Source organism: Paenibacillus sp. 2TAF8 (assembly GCF_052114825.1).
Taxonomy (GTDB): domain Bacteria; phylum Bacillota; class Bacilli; order Paenibacillales; family Paenibacillaceae; genus Paenibacillus.
The window spans coordinates 1-15854 of record NZ_JBFRFN010000037.1 but is presented as its reverse complement, the minus strand read 5'-3'; the positions used below and the strand labels follow the sequence as shown (position 1 = coordinate 15854).

Below are 15854 nucleotides of genomic sequence, written 5' to 3'. Positions count from 1 at the left end.
ACCCTGATGGCGAAGAAACAATATGCTGTAATCGGGATGGGACGATTCGGATCAAGTATAGCGAATGCACTGAGCGGTATGGGATTTGACGTGCTGGCGATTGATGCGAACGAGCAACGGACACAGGAGATGTCCAATGTGGTGACCCATGCAGTATCGGCAGACTCAACGGATGAAGAAGCGCTGCGAGCGCTGGGGATACGTAATTTTGACGTTGTCGTTGTAGCGATTGGTGAAGATATACAGGCGAGTATTTTGACTACTTTGATATTGAAGGATATGGGTGTACCCGTATTGATTGTAAAAGCTCAGAATGAATTGCATGGCAAGGTGTTGCAGAAGATTGGTGCGGACAAAGTCATTTACCCGGAACGGGATATGGGTCTTCGTGTAGCGCATCACCTGACATCGCCCAACATTCTGGATTATATTGAATTATCCGAAGATTACAGCATTTTGGAGATCAGAGCATCCGAGCAGATGATTGGCAAAAACCTGCTGGAATTGAACATTCGGGCACGCTTTGGCTGTAATGTCATGGCAATCAAGAGCGGTGGGTCGATGAACATCTCTCCTTATGCCGAGGATCGGATTGCAGATGGAGATGTGCTGGTTATTGTAGGGCACAAGGATCATCTGACGAAACTTGAGCTGGCCTATCCGAAATGATTAAAGAATATAGGACATTTAAACGAAGAGCAGGCTCGGGCAGTTTGTGAGCAGAGTGCTGTAGGTTGAAATAGTGAGCCCGCAAACGGGAAGGATGGAACGATGGATATTGTATCACCGCAAAATACACGTGTAAAAGAGTGGGCACAGTTGCTGGAGAAAAAGCATCGAACCCGTCAACATAAATATATAATCGAGGGCATTCATCTCGTACAGGAAGCGCTACGTGCCGGAGCTGATCTGGAGTGTATCGTGTATGACGGTGAGCAGGGAGTGCCTGTAGAACTGGCGGGACTGGAGAATCCCCTGAAACGAGTAGAATGGGTTAGTGTCTCTCCTGCCGTTATCGCTAAATGTACGGATACGATGACACCTCAGCCGGTATTAGCCATTGTGCGAAAAAGCAAAGAACCGCTGCAAAGTCTGATTGCAGGGCGGCAAGGATTGGTCGTTGTACTGGATGGTGTACAAGACCCTGGTAACGTGGGCACGATCATTCGTAGTGCGGATGCTGCAGGAGCCGCAGGTGTCGTTCTCGGCACTGGCTGCGCGGACGTGTACAACCCGAAGACGATTCGATCAACGATGGGCTCTTTGTTTCATTTGCCCATTGTGGAGGGAGAACTGCAGTCGTTGCTTCCTGAAGCAAAATCTGCCGGTGTAAGGCTGGTTAGCACTTCTTTACAGGCAGAGCATTCGTGCTACAGTTATGATTTTACCCAGCCGGTGTGGCTTGTTATAGGAAATGAGGGCAAGGGCATCTCAGACACCACGGCACAGCTCGTAGATGATGCAATTACGATTCCAATGCAAGGACAAGCCGAGTCGCTCAACGCTGCGATGGCAGCAACGATTTTGTTGTTTGAAGCGATGCGGCAGCGGATCGGTTAATTTTAAAAAAATGGATATGGTTTATAACATCAATTGAGACTAGTTACTTCTCTAGACTCTAAAAATCAGTCCTATCCTGAAGGCTGGGGGGATGCGTTGTCTTGGCAAACGTTCCCCCAGTCTTTTTGTCTTTCATACTCTGATTATAAAATACATATAAGGGGAGGTAAAATGAAGTGAACCAAGTAGAATTTATCAACTGGACCGTTGAAGGGAGAAAAGAGGTTGTCGTTATCACCAAATCTGGAGAAGTTGTTCGGGGACTGCTTGGGCTTTTGATGAGGGTAATTTGCAAGTAGCTTCAGATGATATAGGGATTCAAAGGATACAGGTTGAACAGATTACAGACATTTTTAGTATTCAAACAAAAAAATAATTCGTGAGCTGTGAAGATAACCGAAATCAGGGAATAGGACTAAAATCTAAGCGTAGTTTGATTTTCAGATAAATACCTTCAAAATGATCGCATCTATAATAGGATGTAGATTATGTTGGGGTATTTTTTTGATGTAGAAAACGGATCATGAAAATAAATCGAACGATATCATAGATCAAAACCAATATATAGTATCAGCAGAAAGGAGATGGAAAATGAGTGAAGAGAATGAGTACATAACATTGGTGCGGCTGACCTTGGCTGGAGAACATGAGGCTTATGGAGAGTTATATGAAAAGACAGTAACGGACGTGTATCGTACGGTTCGTTTTCTGGTACATGATGCGGCGGATGCTGAGGATCTGGTGCAGGAAATTTACATTCAGGCTTATCGATCCTTGGAGAGATATGACCTTGAACGTACTTTTAAGCCATGGTTAATGGGAGTTAGCATGCGACAGATCAAAAGTTATCGACGTAGGAAAATGATGCAATTACAATTCTCGCAACGAATGGAGCAGATGAATACCCAAACGGGTTTGGAGGCTGATTTCTCCTCTCATTTAATCCATAGACTGGCGAATCGTCACTTACTGGAGCAAGTGCATCGTCTGCCTTACAAGTTGCAGCAGGTAGTGACGTTACACTATTTGAATGAATATACCCAGGAAGAAGTCGCTGACATTTTAGATATCCCGCTGGGGACAGTCAAATCTCGAATTCACGCAGCACTCACCAAGTTGAGACAGAAGCAGGAACTACACTCTGAACTTGCGAGAAAGGTGGACAATGCTAATGAAATTGGATGAACAGTTACGGTCGGCATATCAGGAGGAAACGAAAGATTGGATCATCTCGGATCAGGTCAAACATAATGTAATGAATGGGACTCACAAAAAAACGACTAATAGTCAGCGAAGCAAAACATGGCGGGTGAGCATATTGCTACTTGCAGCGCTTCTTATCCCTACAGGAGCTTACGCAGGGTATACTTATCTGGCTGACAGTATATATGGTTCACGGGAAAATATTACCCCTTTAGGTGGGACAGCAGCAGATTACGAGCGTTTGGAAGCAAAGCTGCAACAGGCACAGGCTCATTTTACGGAAAGTGAATTCGGGCTTTATATGGGACTGCTCAAACAATTTGGAGAAATGGCAGTGACCCATGCTGATGCGCAGGGGAAAATGAATCCGGATGGCTGGAGTATAGAGGAGCAGGAAAAGTACAAGCAGATTACAGCAAAGCTTGAGCCCTTTTTTGATAAAATGAATTCGTTAGAGAACAAGTCATCAACATCTATACCTGTTTCACCGAGGCTTATGGACGAGGATGAATTTTGGTCGGAACAGTTTTCCAAGGCAGAAAAGTTATTTACGAAGGAAGAATATGCCGACTTTAGATCTGTATATGAACAGATGAAGACGTACAAAACGACAGTGGAAGACAAGGACGGAAGATATCACATGGATCGATTATCCAAGGATCAGCGGGCTGATCTGGATCAATTAACAGAGCGTATGAGTGTGTATTTGGAAAAGATCGGGCTGGATGTGCGTTGAATCATGCTGTCGGTGGCCTGACGAATACGGATAGCCTGAGCATTGCAATAAAGCTGGTGATGTTTGCCTTTTTGGATGTTTAGTAATAAAGAGACAGATAACGGCATTTCAAACTATGCATAATTAACGTAAACGAACAGGAGAAAATGGACAAAGAGACMGCTGTATCCAAGGATACAGCGGTTTTTTATATCAGGAACTGTGAAGTACAGGAGGTTCTTTTCATGATATTATTAGTAAGGAAGAATATGTATTAGTGATGAATAGTGGATATCCTGCAAAAATTATGTCCAAAAGATATACAGGTGTTTGAGGCAATTTTAGAATTGAATATTGGTGTTGATTATCTCTGCCAATGAAAGGAGCGGGATATGGATAGTGAGCGCAATGCGGATTGGACCAAACCGTTCAGAGAGATCAATGATTTTCGTGGCTTAGTGGATGTGATAGAAAATTGGGGGAGTTTATATGAGGAGTGGGATGAGTATAACATCTATGGCATGATTGCCATTTTAACTGCCAGTTTAGACAATATTGAGAGAAATTTTCTGGATGATGAAATCGAGAACTTGCATGAACATTTCACTGACAAACATTTGCAATTTCTAATTAGGCTAGGGAAAGCTGCTGAGAAAGGTGTTATTCATAAGGAGGGCACGGATGGAAGTTTATGATTTGGGTAATTTCAATAAGGCGGTGGTCTGGAAAGGGAAGGCTCCGATTGTTTTTAATCAAACAGCTAAAGAGTTGAAAACCGTAATACATTTAAATCAGAACTTGGTTTCCACCTATACTCAAATTGTGATGGAACTTAAATTGGCTAGAAACAGCTCTTACTATGCGTTACTGGGAGTAGAATACATACCTGAGGAGACCTCGGAATTGTTAATTAAAGTTGAAAAAAGTAATAATGAACATGAATTATATTGCTCTGCATTGGGACCTAAGGAAATCATATACACAGGCATTCCAGGAGAATATGCAGATGCAATTATGATCGCAGCTAAGAAAAAGATACAAGACGCTCATTGGAAGTATTCTGGCAGTATTGTGTTTGGACTAGGTGCTCATAGTGTAGTGGGTTCCAGTGAATCCGTTTTCTCGAAGATTACTGAAATCCTCATGGTTTTATTGATGAATGAATTTGTTTTGAATTCCCCTTGGAGTGATAAAAATATAATCAAAGAAGAGTTACTAGTAACTTGAATTTAGAAGCTGATTTCGGATGGTAAAGAGAATAGCCCTTACAGAGGAACAGTACGATGAGATCTGCGAACTAGATATTAACGATGAAGAGCAACAAATGCAGGTCATACGAAGTGTGATCATACGTACCAAGCAGATCGAAATAAGAGACAAGTGCGCAATGAATATGAAGAATATTAACTGATAAAGGAGGCACACATAGTGGAGCCAAATGATTTTATTCATACATTGTATTTGGGAGACAGAGGTTGTAAAAAAATCATTATTGATGGCTGGAACGAAATTGTGAAAATACAAGTCACTACAATTTCAAGAGTCAGGGGGGAGGAGTGGAATTATTACAAAGATGAAGACATTGAAGATGGTTACATCGTGTTCTCTAGTGTAGAAGCGATCCATTTTGAGCCAAGTAATTATATACCTAATGACACTATAAACTACTTATCGGTTGAGAAGATAGAGGAAAGGGATACTTTTATATTTACGTTTTCTGCTTATTCAGCTAATAAAGAAAGTGAATACGTGGAGGTTATTACAACGATCACTGCAAAGCAAATTTATCTAGAGGATTCGCTTCAACGTGAGAAGTTAACATAGTCATGTCATGCATTAATTAATTTAAGTAGATGGAGAAGTGCCGTAGATGGTTAGGATTAGGAAGAGAAGCAGTGGAATGATCTATGCAGGATGTCCTTAACTTGTGATATACATAAGGAAAAATATCATCTCCAAAGAGCATACAAGGAAAGCTTTGAGAGGTTCCCCAAATGAGTTTGTTAATGAAGTGGGAGGGTTCTGAAAAATGTTAGGTATCAAAAATTATGAAGTCACTACCAGCCAATTGAATGAATTAGGATCGTGGAGTTATGAAGGCATAATTGGAATGGAATATATGGTTAACCTTGATGATTGGGACTCGTTTCATACCACGTTGGAACTCACATTTTTAGTAGAACTAATAAAAAGTAGCCAGAGATTCAAGCTTAAATTGAAGTACTATAATGTATTTAATCTAACGATAAAGGGGGCAACGAATATACCTCTTACCAACAGTTTAATTATTCATGATAAGAAGGAGGAAGGTTGGGAAAGTAGCCAACGATATCATGTCCACGATGACAGTGGGTATGGCGAAAATGATGGATTCAATTGTATAAATTTCTATTGCAGTTCAATAGAAGCTATATCATTAGAAGATTTCTATTTATAATGAAACAATACATTATATCTTGGATCGCTTCAAACAGTGCGGCATACACCGCCATTTCTCTCCTGCAGAATTGTGTGAAGTCAGCTTTGGCAAACAGAATATAACTATTTACGGTTTTCTGGATATTGTGAAGAAGAATAATAAGAAAATAGGTGATTAGTATTCACTTCGTTTGGCAAATGTCAAAGTATAAAAAGGACGAACTACCTTTGTATCAACCAGGTAATAAAGAAACATGGACATCGGTATCCGATATTGGAAAAGTAATGTGCGGTAAAATGGTCACCTCATCTCACCATCAAACAACTTAAAAAACCACTGCAACTGGAAAGAATCAAAGCCGATATTACTAAAAAGGAATTTTCTCTGGAGAGTCATAATAAAATGCTTGATTTCTTTCTTTTATTGGAAAAAGGCCTGAAAGTGAATGTTGAAAATATGGAACATGTTGCCCGTTTGGCTCTAAGAGAATACATCTGGATTCAGTTAGCGTCAGAGTCCATGTTTGTTCGCTTCGATTATGATTATTATGTGGACGTTGGTACTATAGAAAGATGTGATGAAGCAGTTCAGAAAGTAATGGATTTGGAGTTATCCATAGATCTCTGGGATGAACCATATCCATTAGCATAGGAGTGGGAACAATGACTAGTCAATCGGAAGCATTTATGAGAAAAATGTTAGAGTTTTTACCATCAACAGAGGCATCCTACAGAGAATCCATTGAGTTTAATGGTGAGGTGTTGGAGACGGTTATAATCGAGAGTGTTTTCATGCCTGTAGTCATTGAACTTATAAGACAGGACCAAAACATCGATCTGTTAGAACGGATATTTGAATATTTTGAAGAAGTTTCGAATGATGAAGATACTCACTTAATAAATATATTTTCAATTACGGTATTAGAAATTCTAGGTAACGAAAAAAACATTTTACAAACTGCACAAAAATACATGGGACCTAAAACGACAGAACTTCAAATAGAAGCGGATAAAGCTTTAGGGAGAGAAGTTTAGCTGATGACGCTCCAAATTAATTGGAAGGTGAATGATGAGCATAGAGCAATTTAGTAACATATCGTTAAGAGGCAGAGTTGCCTATGCAATAAGCTGCCTGGAGAACATGATTTCAGCTTTGGAATATGACATTAATGATTGGGAAATCGTGCTAAACTATTTATGGACATTTACTGATATTCGGTATTTGGACGATTGGAATGAAATTATTGTTGAGGTCATCCCCGAAAATTTGCTGGAGTTTGAAACCTATGAAGAACAAAAGTTTGCTCATTTGAGCAAAGAAGAATATTTGTATTTGCGTAAATTATATAAAAGTTGTGACTTATCGATACATATTTTAATTAGAGAAATATTTGAATTGGGAATCAGTCATGCATACTCTGTCATTGAGGGACATGGAAAGAATAGTCTGAAATGTATGGAACAAATCATTTTATTCATGGAAAAGAACCAATTTCCATTACCGGATGTCCGTTTATTTCTAATGTACTCTTTTGAGGAAAATAGAGGATGGGGCAACCGGTTTAATGGTAAGAGAATATCAAAATTGCTGAGGGTAAGACGGGTGGATAAACATCTTTACGACTTAATAACAAAGGTGAAAGTAACACTTGAAGCTGAACCAGACAGTATTATTTACGGTGAACTAGGTGCGGGAAGGTCTGACCTTGAAATGAAGGATACCGCTTTGCAATCATATCTGGAGTTTTTGAAGCAATTCAATGGTGCAAGATGCGGAGCAATAGATCTGTGGTCATTTGAGACATTATCTTCACATCAGTATCGGATCGCTGATATTAGGGGCGGGCCAGATCAATGGCTAGAAATAGGTCAAATACTGTATGAACCGTTAGTGATCAATAAGTATTCTGGACACATCTATTATTGCAAACAGGATCATCAAGAAGTATGGACTAAGAAGGATCTGGGGGATTTTAATCACTTCCTTTGTCATTATGTTTTTGGTTTAAAATATGAGGAAATTGTACCTGATGTACATCAGGATGAGTGGTATTCATTACTCGATAAGATAAACCGGATCAGTTAATGCTGCTGAGTTACTTGGTTTGGGTTTGCACTGATTTACACTATCCAGCAAACAAACTAAGGAAAAAGGGCGAGAAAAACTAATGGATGGTGAGAATCATGTTTCGTAATAACAGTGATTTTTTAGATAAACTTAAGGAGTACACTAAAGAATTAGTTGAAAACAATCAAATCGGATATAGTCAAAAAGATTTTGAAGAAAGTTTCTTCATGCAATCCTCTCATACGCCTTTTAATATCGATGCTATACAAAAGTTTGAATATGGAAGAGTTGAAAGAGAGTATTCTACAGATGAATATAAAGGGATCTATGGAATAAAGGTGAAAAACCAGGAGGTTCTTTTAACAGATATTATGTACTTTCTTGAGGGACAGAAGGATGTAATTCATTTAATCGAGGGTGAATTTCCCGAATTAAGTATCGGTGAAATTAAAGCCGCATTACGTGTGATGATGATATTCATGCGAAGTATTGAATGTGATGAGATTTTAGGAACCAAATAATATCAATTCGTTCTACATTAATACTTACCAGACAAAATAATGAGCAGCGAGTGATAAAGTGGATTTTATAAAAAATTTCAACCTGATTCTTCAAAAAATTCCAGTATCAATCCAGGAAAAGGACTTTAAACTTGTTTCAAGCATTCGTTATTATATTGATTATAACGAACATTTTGAAAAAGTATCCTTTTTAGAGGTTGGATATATTTTGGAGACGAAGGCAGCGAATAAGTCATACCAAGTGCTGTTAGGTTTTAGCGAGGTTACTGCTCTGAAACTATCGGATTTTGTGGTGCTTTTAATCAAATAATAGGATTTAAAATAACTGATATGAAGGATCGTTGCTGGGAAAGCAGCAAGAGATATTACGTTCATGATTATGAAAATGATGTCATGAGTTTCTATTGTCGCTCGATTGAAGTCTTATCCGTAGAAGAAAAGTAACGAATCAAACGCCTTGATATTAATGATGAAGAACAACAATTAAAAGTAATTAAGGCGGTAATCGTTCCAGGATTTAACAGCTTAAACGAGAGAGATCAGCAAGATATGATACAGGTCCTAAACATGTGTTTAGAAGATAATATAAGGAACTATCCAAGGGGGGATTTCCATTCAGTACATCGCAAAAGTTATTATGATGAGTCCCGTAATTGAAGAAGAAGTTACACTTGAAATTAATGGTATTCAATTGGTTACATTTGCAAATGTAGTTCCGTTTGAACTCATTGTCGGAGAAGCTTATGAGATTGAACTCGATGTGACTATACTTGATGATTTTATTATTAAGCAAGTGGACTTGGAAGAGGATTTGCTCCAACAAGAGAGTAATAGTTTCGCTTACATCTTACAAGGAAAGCTAGATATTGATGAGGAAACTTTAGAGGTGGGTGGTATTACTTTTGAAATTGATAGTGAGTTCCTGATGGACTACGGTTATCTCCATGGAAAATATGTTCAAATCAGGGTAGACCGATTAACCGTCGATTTTTTGGAATGACTAAATATTTGAACCTTGACTGGCTTCGTGTCTTTCAAGTTTTTTTCATTGGTGGGATGGGTGGCGAATTCTTTCATGATTCTAGCAATAACGCATATACCCCCCTGTATTACCCGTATGAAATTTTCGTCATTTTGATTGTATGTACATAAAGGCTTGAACTATATCATCTAATTAAATCTATTAAAGTTTCACCAACAGGTCGATAATGGTCAGATACCTCCATGATTGAACTGTTTTTTAATATCTTCGCTTTCTTGCAGTTTTCAAATCAAACGCAACTTTATGATTAGAAAGATACCCCGATTGCATATAGGTCTATCAAGATCCTGGTATGAACCTACGGATGCTATTGATAAAATAGGTGATAATGTATTAAGTGGGGGAAACATCATTACTGTCAGGATTTAATTAAGGAATGGTAATATGTATTTTCATTATTCAGGAGGACTCAAGTATGTATGAAGAACTAGACGAGTATTTATCAGGGGTATTTACAGTGGATTATTGGTATGATGAGGGATTTTCAATAGCTAGAGATATGTTAGAGAAATTCAATAGCAGTGATTGGGACAAATTATTAAATAACATTCTTTTAAAATCTATAGAGTGGCAAATAAAATTTGCTTATTGTACTGACAGTGGTATTAATGATGAGATCATAATAAAGAGTTTAATTTTACTTTCTAGCATAGATAATGACGAATTATTTGAAACGTGTGTCGATTCGCTAAGAGTGATCATTAGTACAGGTAACATTCAAGTGATATCAAATGAAAAAGCAATCATACAACGAATTGTAGAAACACTTCCAAAATGTGGTGTGGCAACAAGAAAAATGTTTGAGGATTTTATTGCAAAATTACAATAATGCAGTGAAAGTTTGGTCGGTTACATAGCATTGAAGGTGATCTTTTAAGATGCTGTAGTATGAAAGAATAGCTCAAGAAATACATAGGCTTACTAAAGATTGTACGAAGAGAATAACAGCATGGGAGTGTAGTTTTCTATGGATATGTAGTAGGACATGAAGATCAGACCTTTGATATTTTAGTGGATTATGAAGACAATATTGTTGGTTCATTTGGATTCAGCCCCGAACTTAAGACGCTCTTCGGGAAAAGGGATTTGATCCCTTTTAAAACGGAATAGTTAGGGGACTAGTTTGGAATCGAAAAAGCGGCAAAGCAAATCGAAGGAGTTGTAGATGCGATGAATGCGGCTAAAATGACAGGTTGGTATGCAGATTCCTCAGTAAAGGAGAATAATATTAAATGAATTTATCAGAACATGGGATGACAATTGTAAACGAATCCGAGCTACTTATGCTCAATAATCTAATATTGGGAAGTAAATTTGGTTTGATGTCTTCTGATCCGCGACTGAATGCGAGTCCGATTTCCGCTGAGTTGGCTTCACGTTTACTTGATACTATAGTGCGTGCACAGTCTGAAAGAGATCCTTCAAAAATAGTAAGCTGGAAGAATTGGTTAGAGAACAAAAAAGAATGGGTATGGTCCAGAGCTCTATCAATAATGATAAAAAATAAGCCTTTTCAGTGGGACGAAATGAAACAAAGTAGAAAGTTTGAATATATATCTTGGTTGTTTAGCCCATGTCAACTTACAGACGATGAAATAATAGAATTTATTAAAGAATATGAGGGATATTTAAAAATCGTAGCGAAGAAATCTTTTATCAACTTGAAAAAAGATTATGATGGAGCCACAGAAGATATGATAAGAGGATTAGAGAATGAGATGGACATTCGTTTACCAGAGGATTACAGGAATTTCCTCAATCAGTTTAATGGTGGTACGCCGATTGTACATTTATCTCTTGTTATTGTTGAAGAATTAAATGAAGCAATTCCTTTGGAAGCTTTTTATGGGATTCACTCCAATAAAAGATATGATCTAGCACATTGGAGTTTAGTTGAGTATGAGGGAGAGATGCTAAAAAAGTATATTGTTATTGGAGAGGTTGCTGAAGGAGGGAAAATACTATTGAGATTGAGTGAGGATTGTAATGTATATTATTGGGATGGAAAGGATGAATTTAACGAAGAGTTTATCTATAGTGTTGGTTCGAGCTTTCAGATGTTTATAAAAAATTTAAAAATAATGATTAAAAATAATTGATGAGTTCTTAGATCATGTTTTTTCAAAAACAAATCCATATGAATGGGAGAATAGATAAAATAGAAAGAGGTGAGCGATATTATTATTATAAACAGCATTGCAAATGAAGCGATAAAGCTTGAGTTAGACACGTTGGAGAGAGCGAATTTGGATGAACTAAACTTGCATAGAGCCATTTTGAACAGAACCAACTTGAGTGATGCCAGTTTAGTGAAAACGAATTTACGTGGCGCCCAACTAAAAGAATCAAACTTAAGTCGAGCGAATTTAACAAGTGCTTTACTGATGGTAAGTTTGTTTGAAAATTCTAATTTAGAATCCTCTAATTTAACAAAAGCAAATCTCGCAGGAGCTGACTTTAGTCATGCGAATTTAACTAATGCTATTTTATTTAAGGCTGACGTGTGGAATGCTAATTTCAAATCTGCTAATTTGAAAGGTGCAAACATGCTATGCCGGAGGATAGAAGATGTTAACATAGAAGGAGCTTTATACGACGACTGTACAATTTGGCCAGCCTCTTTTAATCCTTTAGAGTATGGAGCTATAAAAGCCTAGTCGTTGTGATCGTATAAACGCATAAAACGGCTTGTAACGATTTAGAGGAGGTATTGCCAGTGACAAGGATTTCTGTGACATTACAATCCGAAACATCAAGTAAGTTGTTAACGATCATTAAGAAACACACTAGTTTAGGTCTGTCAGATATTAAAACTCGTACTGATAATCATGTTCTTCTTATGGAAGTTGATTATGTTAATAATGAAGAGATGGAAAGAATGAAAGATTTAGTAGAAGATTTAATTGATAATGATGCGAGTTTCCAACTCTTCGAACAGGATGGCGACTACAAAGTGGAGCTACCTCTGGACCACTTCATGAATAGCTTTGAAATGTCAAAACAAATTGCAGAAGATAGAGAAAGAATGGGAGGGATATGATCTTTGATATTAGAAGAGGCGAGGAAATTACGAACAATCATAATGTGAAAAAAGAGATACGACTTACATAATATAAGAGATATTTAAATTTTTGATAATGATAGGTGGTGTTCCTTTGAACCTGGTTGAGCATACTTAATGTTTGAAGAAAGTAAGTGGCCACATTCTAGATAAATCAGTGTATAAGAACGATACCATTATAATTATCCATTCAATAAACATTGCTCTATGTGATTACGAATTTAGCTATTAATTTAAATCTTTAAAAATACATAAGATTATAATTGTATACTACACATATCATTAGACAGGCAACTTGACGAGCGAACAAGTCTGTTTGCCTCCAAGGAGGATAGAAATGTTATGGATAATCATTTGATGATCCCTATGAGTTACGTATACGTAAAACTTTGGACAGATATTACCTGCAATTTGATAATTAATTTTCAAGATGAGTGGGAGTACCTTAGATTGTTAGAATTAGTAAGGAAAGTAGTACCGGAGTTGCTTATAGTACTTCTTAACAGGGGGGGAGTATCAAATAATACTGAAATACAGGAAATAGCGAAAGATTTTCTTTAGTGAGACTGAGATTTGGAGGTATCAAAATAGGATATTATGATAAATGAAGAAATGATCGTAAACACACTTAAGGATTCTTGGGTATATAATAGAATTATAAAAGTAGTTTATGGTGTAGAGGAAGATTTCGAGAATAATTTTGTTGGTAATCTTGATCTGACTTTTAAAGTGACTCTTCTAAGTACGATGGAGCCCTTTAAACTAAAAATTCGATATCATGAAATAAATGATCTGACAATTCAAAAAGCTTTAACTTTTCCATTAACCAAAGGTCTGATCATTCGTGATTTGAAAAAAGAAGGGATTGTAAGTTGGCAGGAGTACCATGTACACGATGATAACGGGTACGGTGAAAACGATGGATTCCAATTCATTGATTTTTACTGTAAGGCTATTGAAGTGGTTTCTGTGAAAAAATTCTATGAATTAGATTAAGTATGTTTTAAGAAAAGTAGCTGTGTTGAGAGAATAGATAAAACTAATTCAGAGTACGCTGCAATTAAAGGAACGAATTTTACATAGGTCTAGGAACCTTGATTGGCTTTCTGCCATTCAAGGTCTTTTATTTTGGAATATTAGTATTAGTACAGCTGCAAGGCAACGAACTGACAGATTGCAGCCGAGTGACTAGTCATAAACTTGGTGTCGATACTCGTGAATTTTGGAAATGGCCTGTAACATATCAATAAAATAATGTTAAGGAGACTTTATCTATGACAAGTGTAGAGGAGATACGTGAGAGATATATTCAATTGTATCCTGAAGATGGGGTCGACGAGGATGTTTTAAGAAAAATAGAGAAAAACCTTCAGTTGAAACTTCCGAGTGATTTTTTGGATATTGCTAAATTTTATAGTGGTGGGTTATTGGGGGGGATAAGTTGTTTTGCCTTTGCATACAAAGATATCATGCCCAATATTGTGGATGAAACACTCAGGCTTAGAAACGCAATCAAATTACCAACAAACTTTGTTGTGTTAGCTGAGCCACCAAACAGTATTATTGTTATGAACACCGAAAATAATACATATGTTATATGGTGTGATGCAACGGATGTTGAAAGAATAGGTACAATGTCTTTCATATCAAAACCAGATATATGGAAAACATTTTTTGATTTTTTTACTAAATTAGTTGAAGATGAAGAGCAGGAACAACTGGAATAGTGATGAATTATAACCTTTTTATGTTTGTTGGATTAAATTAAAAGATGAAGAGCTTATTGATAAATTAGTTAGGGAAATACATTTTGAAGAGATGGAAGTAGAGCTTAAAATGAAAATAGCCGCCCTTAGGCGTATTACATTAAGAGGTGATATCATTGTTGTGGATGTGGTCAGTTCCAGAAAATTTCCCAAACAAAAAAATAGGTCAATATGTAAAGGGGAGTGGTACGGATAGATTTGTTTTTAGGGAAGGCAGAGAATTAACAGAGCCAATTGATTGCCCAAAAATTGTATTTGAATGTTCTGAAGAATCCTTAAACGATGTTTTACCCAATAGTGGTTCTCTATTAGTAGTTTCAAAAAAAGTGATAGACATATTACATAGAATTTGCTCTAAAGATGTACAAGTATTCGAGGCAAATGTTTATATAGGTGAAAAGAAAATTCCTGAGTACTATCTTTTAAACATAGTAAGTGCTGTTAAGGTAATTGATAAAACTAAATCAGAATACACTACAATTAAAGGAACGGATTCCATATTAAGTTTCAATAAAATAGTATATGATGTTGAAATTTTACCAAACAATCATCATTTAGTTAGAAATGAAGATTACAAATCTCATGTTCTTGTATCTGATTCTCTTAAAAAAGAGTTTGAAAGACATAATATTAAGGGAGTTCAATTTACTTAGTTTATGTGAAGAATGGGGCTTCTACTGAGAGTATTGACTGGAACTTAATTTCTACAATTTATTTGCAGGAAGTCGATATGATTAACTAGGTTGCTAGATTATCATGAAAAAGGATAACAGATGCTATTAAGCTATGGTGGATTGGAACATGATTGTCAAGCCAAGTGCGACAGTTCCTCTGAAAAGGATTCGTGAGTGGTTCTCCAACTCAGGCATTTACGTGGTCTGTTATTGATCAAGTCCAGAGCGTTTTCCAGAGCTTCATCCGTGATCTGGGCAAAATCCGTCCCTTTGGGAAAAAACTCTCGCAGGAGTCCATTGGCATTTTCATTCGAGCCGCGTTGCCAGGAGCAGGAGGAATAGGGATCTGCAAAATACACCTGCACGCCATGAACGTCTTCCAGGCTGGTGTAACAGGCGAATTCCTTGCCACGGTCTGCGGTAGCGGTTTGAAAAGTACGGACAGGGTACTGCGAAGCCGCTACTCCAAAGGCAATCTCCATGGACAATGCGGTACGATCCGGCATGCGAATCGCTGTGTACAAGCGGGTTTTCCGTTCGATGAACGTCGCTACACAGCCCTGCTTTTCCCACGGCCCGAGACCACCGTATCCAGTTCCCAATGGCCGAAGGTTTCCCGGTTACGGACCTCTTTCGGACGCTGCGAGATGGGCTTGCCCATAGCAAACCGCCCGCGTGTTTCTGCCGGCTTCCGACGTTTCCCTTTGTGTCTGAGGACGGCAAGCACGCCTTTCACCAAGCGGCCTGTATAAAGCCAACGATAGACCGTTTTAAAACCTACCATCGCTTGACCTTCCTGACGCAAACGCTCTACGATCTGTTCCGG

At 37.7% G+C, this 15854-nt stretch carries 21 protein-coding genes and 1 pseudogene; 21 read left to right on the top strand and 1 reads right to left on the bottom strand.

Annotation, left to right across the window (positions count from 1 at the left end; genetic code table 11):
• The first annotated feature begins 6 nt into the window (after positions 1-6).
• From AB4Z30_RS28930 to AB4Z30_RS28830, 21 genes are all read left to right on the top strand, one after another.
• Positions 7-669 carry a potassium channel family protein gene (locus AB4Z30_RS28930; protein WP_090919680.1) on the top strand — a complete coding sequence of 221 codons (663 nt, stop codon included), beginning with the start codon at positions 7-9 and terminating at the stop codon, positions 667-669.
• Between the two features lie 102 nt (positions 670-771).
• Positions 772-1560: a TrmH family RNA methyltransferase gene (locus AB4Z30_RS28925; RefSeq protein WP_441931087.1), complete on the top strand. Its 789-nt coding sequence runs from the start codon at positions 772-774 to the stop codon at positions 1558-1560.
• Positions 1561-1736: 176 nt separating this feature from the next.
• Positions 1737-1859 carry a hypothetical protein gene (locus AB4Z30_RS28920; RefSeq protein WP_441931086.1) on the top strand — a complete coding sequence of 41 codons (123 nt, stop codon included), beginning with the start codon at positions 1737-1739 and terminating at the stop codon, positions 1857-1859.
• Between the two features lie 292 nt (positions 1860-2151).
• Positions 2152-2745: a sigma-70 family RNA polymerase sigma factor gene (locus AB4Z30_RS28915; RefSeq protein ID WP_441931085.1), complete on the top strand. Its 594-nt coding sequence runs from the start codon at positions 2152-2154 to the stop codon at positions 2743-2745.
• Positions 2732-3499, top strand: coding sequence for a DUF3600 domain-containing protein (locus tag AB4Z30_RS28910; RefSeq protein ID WP_441931084.1), 768 nt, complete (start codon positions 2732-2734; stop codon positions 3497-3499). Before AB4Z30_RS28915 ends, AB4Z30_RS28910 begins: the two co-directional genes overlap by 14 nt.
• Before the next feature lie 371 nt (positions 3500-3870).
• The gene (locus AB4Z30_RS28905) at positions 3871-4173 is read left to right on the top strand and encodes a hypothetical protein (protein ID WP_441931083.1); all 303 of its coding nucleotides are present in this window, start codon (positions 3871-3873) and stop codon (positions 4171-4173) included.
• A complete protein-coding gene (locus tag AB4Z30_RS28900; protein ID WP_441931082.1) occupies positions 4160-4705 on the top strand; it encodes a hypothetical protein in 546 nt (181 codons plus the stop codon). Before AB4Z30_RS28905 ends, AB4Z30_RS28900 begins: the two co-directional genes overlap by 14 nt.
• Positions 4706-4906: 201 nt before the next feature.
• Positions 4907-5302 (top strand): DUF6258 family protein, encoded by a 396-nt coding sequence (locus AB4Z30_RS28895; RefSeq protein WP_441931081.1) that lies wholly within the window; start codon positions 4907-4909, stop codon positions 5300-5302.
• Positions 5303-5507: 205 nt separating this feature from the next.
• Positions 5508-5915 (top strand): hypothetical protein, encoded by a 408-nt coding sequence (locus tag AB4Z30_RS28890; protein WP_441931080.1) that lies wholly within the window; start codon positions 5508-5510, stop codon positions 5913-5915.
• A gap of 384 nt (positions 5916-6299) precedes the next feature.
• Positions 6300-6548 carry a hypothetical protein gene (locus tag AB4Z30_RS28885; RefSeq protein ID WP_441931079.1) on the top strand — a complete coding sequence of 83 codons (249 nt, stop codon included), beginning with the start codon at positions 6300-6302 and terminating at the stop codon, positions 6546-6548.
• An 11-nt stretch (positions 6549-6559) separates the two neighbouring features.
• The gene (locus AB4Z30_RS28880; protein ID WP_441931078.1) at positions 6560-6931 is read left to right on the top strand and encodes a DUF7674 family protein; all 372 of its coding nucleotides are present in this window, start codon (positions 6560-6562) and stop codon (positions 6929-6931) included.
• Between the two features lie 31 nt (positions 6932-6962).
• A complete protein-coding gene (locus tag AB4Z30_RS28875; RefSeq protein WP_441931077.1) occupies positions 6963-7982 on the top strand; it encodes a hypothetical protein in 1020 nt (339 codons plus the stop codon).
• Between the two features lie 98 nt (positions 7983-8080).
• Entirely contained in the window at positions 8081-8485 is a 405-nt protein-coding gene (locus AB4Z30_RS28870; protein WP_441931076.1) for a hypothetical protein, read from the top strand.
• A gap of 637 nt (positions 8486-9122) precedes the next feature.
• Complete coding sequence (locus tag AB4Z30_RS28865; RefSeq protein ID WP_441931075.1) at positions 9123-9485, top strand: hypothetical protein; 363 nt, start codon at positions 9123-9125, stop codon at positions 9483-9485.
• 457 nt (positions 9486-9942) lie between these two features.
• Positions 9943-10356: a hypothetical protein gene (locus AB4Z30_RS28860; RefSeq protein WP_441931074.1), complete on the top strand. Its 414-nt coding sequence runs from the start codon at positions 9943-9945 to the stop codon at positions 10354-10356.
• 403 nt (positions 10357-10759) lie between these two features.
• Positions 10760-11626 carry an SMI1/KNR4 family protein gene (locus tag AB4Z30_RS28855; protein ID WP_441931073.1) on the top strand — a complete coding sequence of 289 codons (867 nt, stop codon included), beginning with the start codon at positions 10760-10762 and terminating at the stop codon, positions 11624-11626.
• Positions 11627-11695: 69 nt separating this feature from the next.
• Positions 11696-12184 (top strand): pentapeptide repeat-containing protein, encoded by a 489-nt coding sequence (locus tag AB4Z30_RS28850; RefSeq protein WP_441931072.1) that lies wholly within the window; start codon positions 11696-11698, stop codon positions 12182-12184.
• Between the two features lie 59 nt (positions 12185-12243).
• On the top strand, positions 12244-12567 hold the full coding sequence (locus tag AB4Z30_RS28845; protein WP_441931071.1) for a hypothetical protein: 324 nt from the start codon (positions 12244-12246) through the stop codon (positions 12565-12567).
• 618 nt (positions 12568-13185) lie between these two features.
• Positions 13186-13584 carry a hypothetical protein gene (locus AB4Z30_RS28840; protein WP_441931070.1) on the top strand — a complete coding sequence of 133 codons (399 nt, stop codon included), beginning with the start codon at positions 13186-13188 and terminating at the stop codon, positions 13582-13584.
• Between the two features lie 278 nt (positions 13585-13862).
• Positions 13863-14315 (top strand): SMI1/KNR4 family protein, encoded by a 453-nt coding sequence (locus tag AB4Z30_RS28835; RefSeq protein ID WP_441931069.1) that lies wholly within the window; start codon positions 13863-13865, stop codon positions 14313-14315.
• A gap of 164 nt (positions 14316-14479) precedes the next feature.
• Entirely contained in the window at positions 14480-15007 is a 528-nt protein-coding gene (locus AB4Z30_RS28830) for an imm11 family protein (RefSeq protein ID WP_441931103.1), read from the top strand.
• Between the two features lie 155 nt (positions 15008-15162).
• Here the strand turns inward: AB4Z30_RS28830 and AB4Z30_RS28825 are convergent.
• Positions 15163-15854 (bottom strand): annotated as a pseudogene (locus AB4Z30_RS28825) (IS30 family transposase); the annotation flags it as partial.

What these genes read in the sequence shown, in the direction of transcription:
- AB4Z30_RS28870 (WP_441931076.1), top strand. Translation starts at nt 8,081, where the DNA reads ATGTTTCGTAATAACAGTGATTTTTTAGATAAACTTAAGGAGTACACT.
- AB4Z30_RS28875 (WP_441931077.1), top strand. Translation starts at nt 6,963, where the DNA reads ATGATGAGCATAGAGCAATTTAGTAACATATCGTTAAGAGGCAGAGTT.
- AB4Z30_RS28835 (WP_441931069.1), top strand. Translation starts at nt 13,863, where the DNA reads ATGACAAGTGTAGAGGAGATACGTGAGAGATATATTCAATTGTATCCT.
- AB4Z30_RS28855 (WP_441931073.1), top strand. Translation starts at nt 10,760, where the DNA reads ATGAATTTATCAGAACATGGGATGACAATTGTAAACGAATCCGAGCTA.
- AB4Z30_RS28925 (WP_441931087.1), top strand. Translation starts at nt 772, where the DNA reads ATGGATATTGTATCACCGCAAAATACACGTGTAAAAGAGTGGGCACAG.
- AB4Z30_RS28840 (WP_441931070.1), top strand. Translation starts at nt 13,186, where the DNA reads ATGATAAATGAAGAAATGATCGTAAACACACTTAAGGATTCTTGGGTA.
- AB4Z30_RS28915 (WP_441931085.1), top strand. Translation starts at nt 2,152, where the DNA reads ATGAGTGAAGAGAATGAGTACATAACATTGGTGCGGCTGACCTTGGCT.
- AB4Z30_RS28890 (WP_441931080.1), top strand. Translation starts at nt 5,508, where the DNA reads ATGTTAGGTATCAAAAATTATGAAGTCACTACCAGCCAATTGAATGAA.
- AB4Z30_RS28830 (WP_441931103.1), top strand. Translation starts at nt 14,480, where the DNA reads ATGTGGTCAGTTCCAGAAAATTTCCCAAACAAAAAAATAGGTCAATAT.
- AB4Z30_RS28885 (WP_441931079.1), top strand. Translation starts at nt 6,300, where the DNA reads ATGCTTGATTTCTTTCTTTTATTGGAAAAAGGCCTGAAAGTGAATGTT.
- AB4Z30_RS28900 (WP_441931082.1), top strand. Translation starts at nt 4,160, where the DNA reads ATGGAAGTTTATGATTTGGGTAATTTCAATAAGGCGGTGGTCTGGAAA.
- AB4Z30_RS28865 (WP_441931075.1), top strand. Translation starts at nt 9,123, where the DNA reads ATGATGAGTCCCGTAATTGAAGAAGAAGTTACACTTGAAATTAATGGT.
- AB4Z30_RS28930 (WP_090919680.1), top strand. Translation starts at nt 7, where the DNA reads ATGGCGAAGAAACAATATGCTGTAATCGGGATGGGACGATTCGGATCA.
- AB4Z30_RS28905 (WP_441931083.1), top strand. Translation starts at nt 3,871, where the DNA reads ATGGATAGTGAGCGCAATGCGGATTGGACCAAACCGTTCAGAGAGATC.
- AB4Z30_RS28860 (WP_441931074.1), top strand. Translation starts at nt 9,943, where the DNA reads ATGTATGAAGAACTAGACGAGTATTTATCAGGGGTATTTACAGTGGAT.
- AB4Z30_RS28880 (WP_441931078.1), top strand. Translation starts at nt 6,560, where the DNA reads ATGACTAGTCAATCGGAAGCATTTATGAGAAAAATGTTAGAGTTTTTA.
- AB4Z30_RS28910 (WP_441931084.1), top strand. Translation starts at nt 2,732, where the DNA reads ATGAAATTGGATGAACAGTTACGGTCGGCATATCAGGAGGAAACGAAA.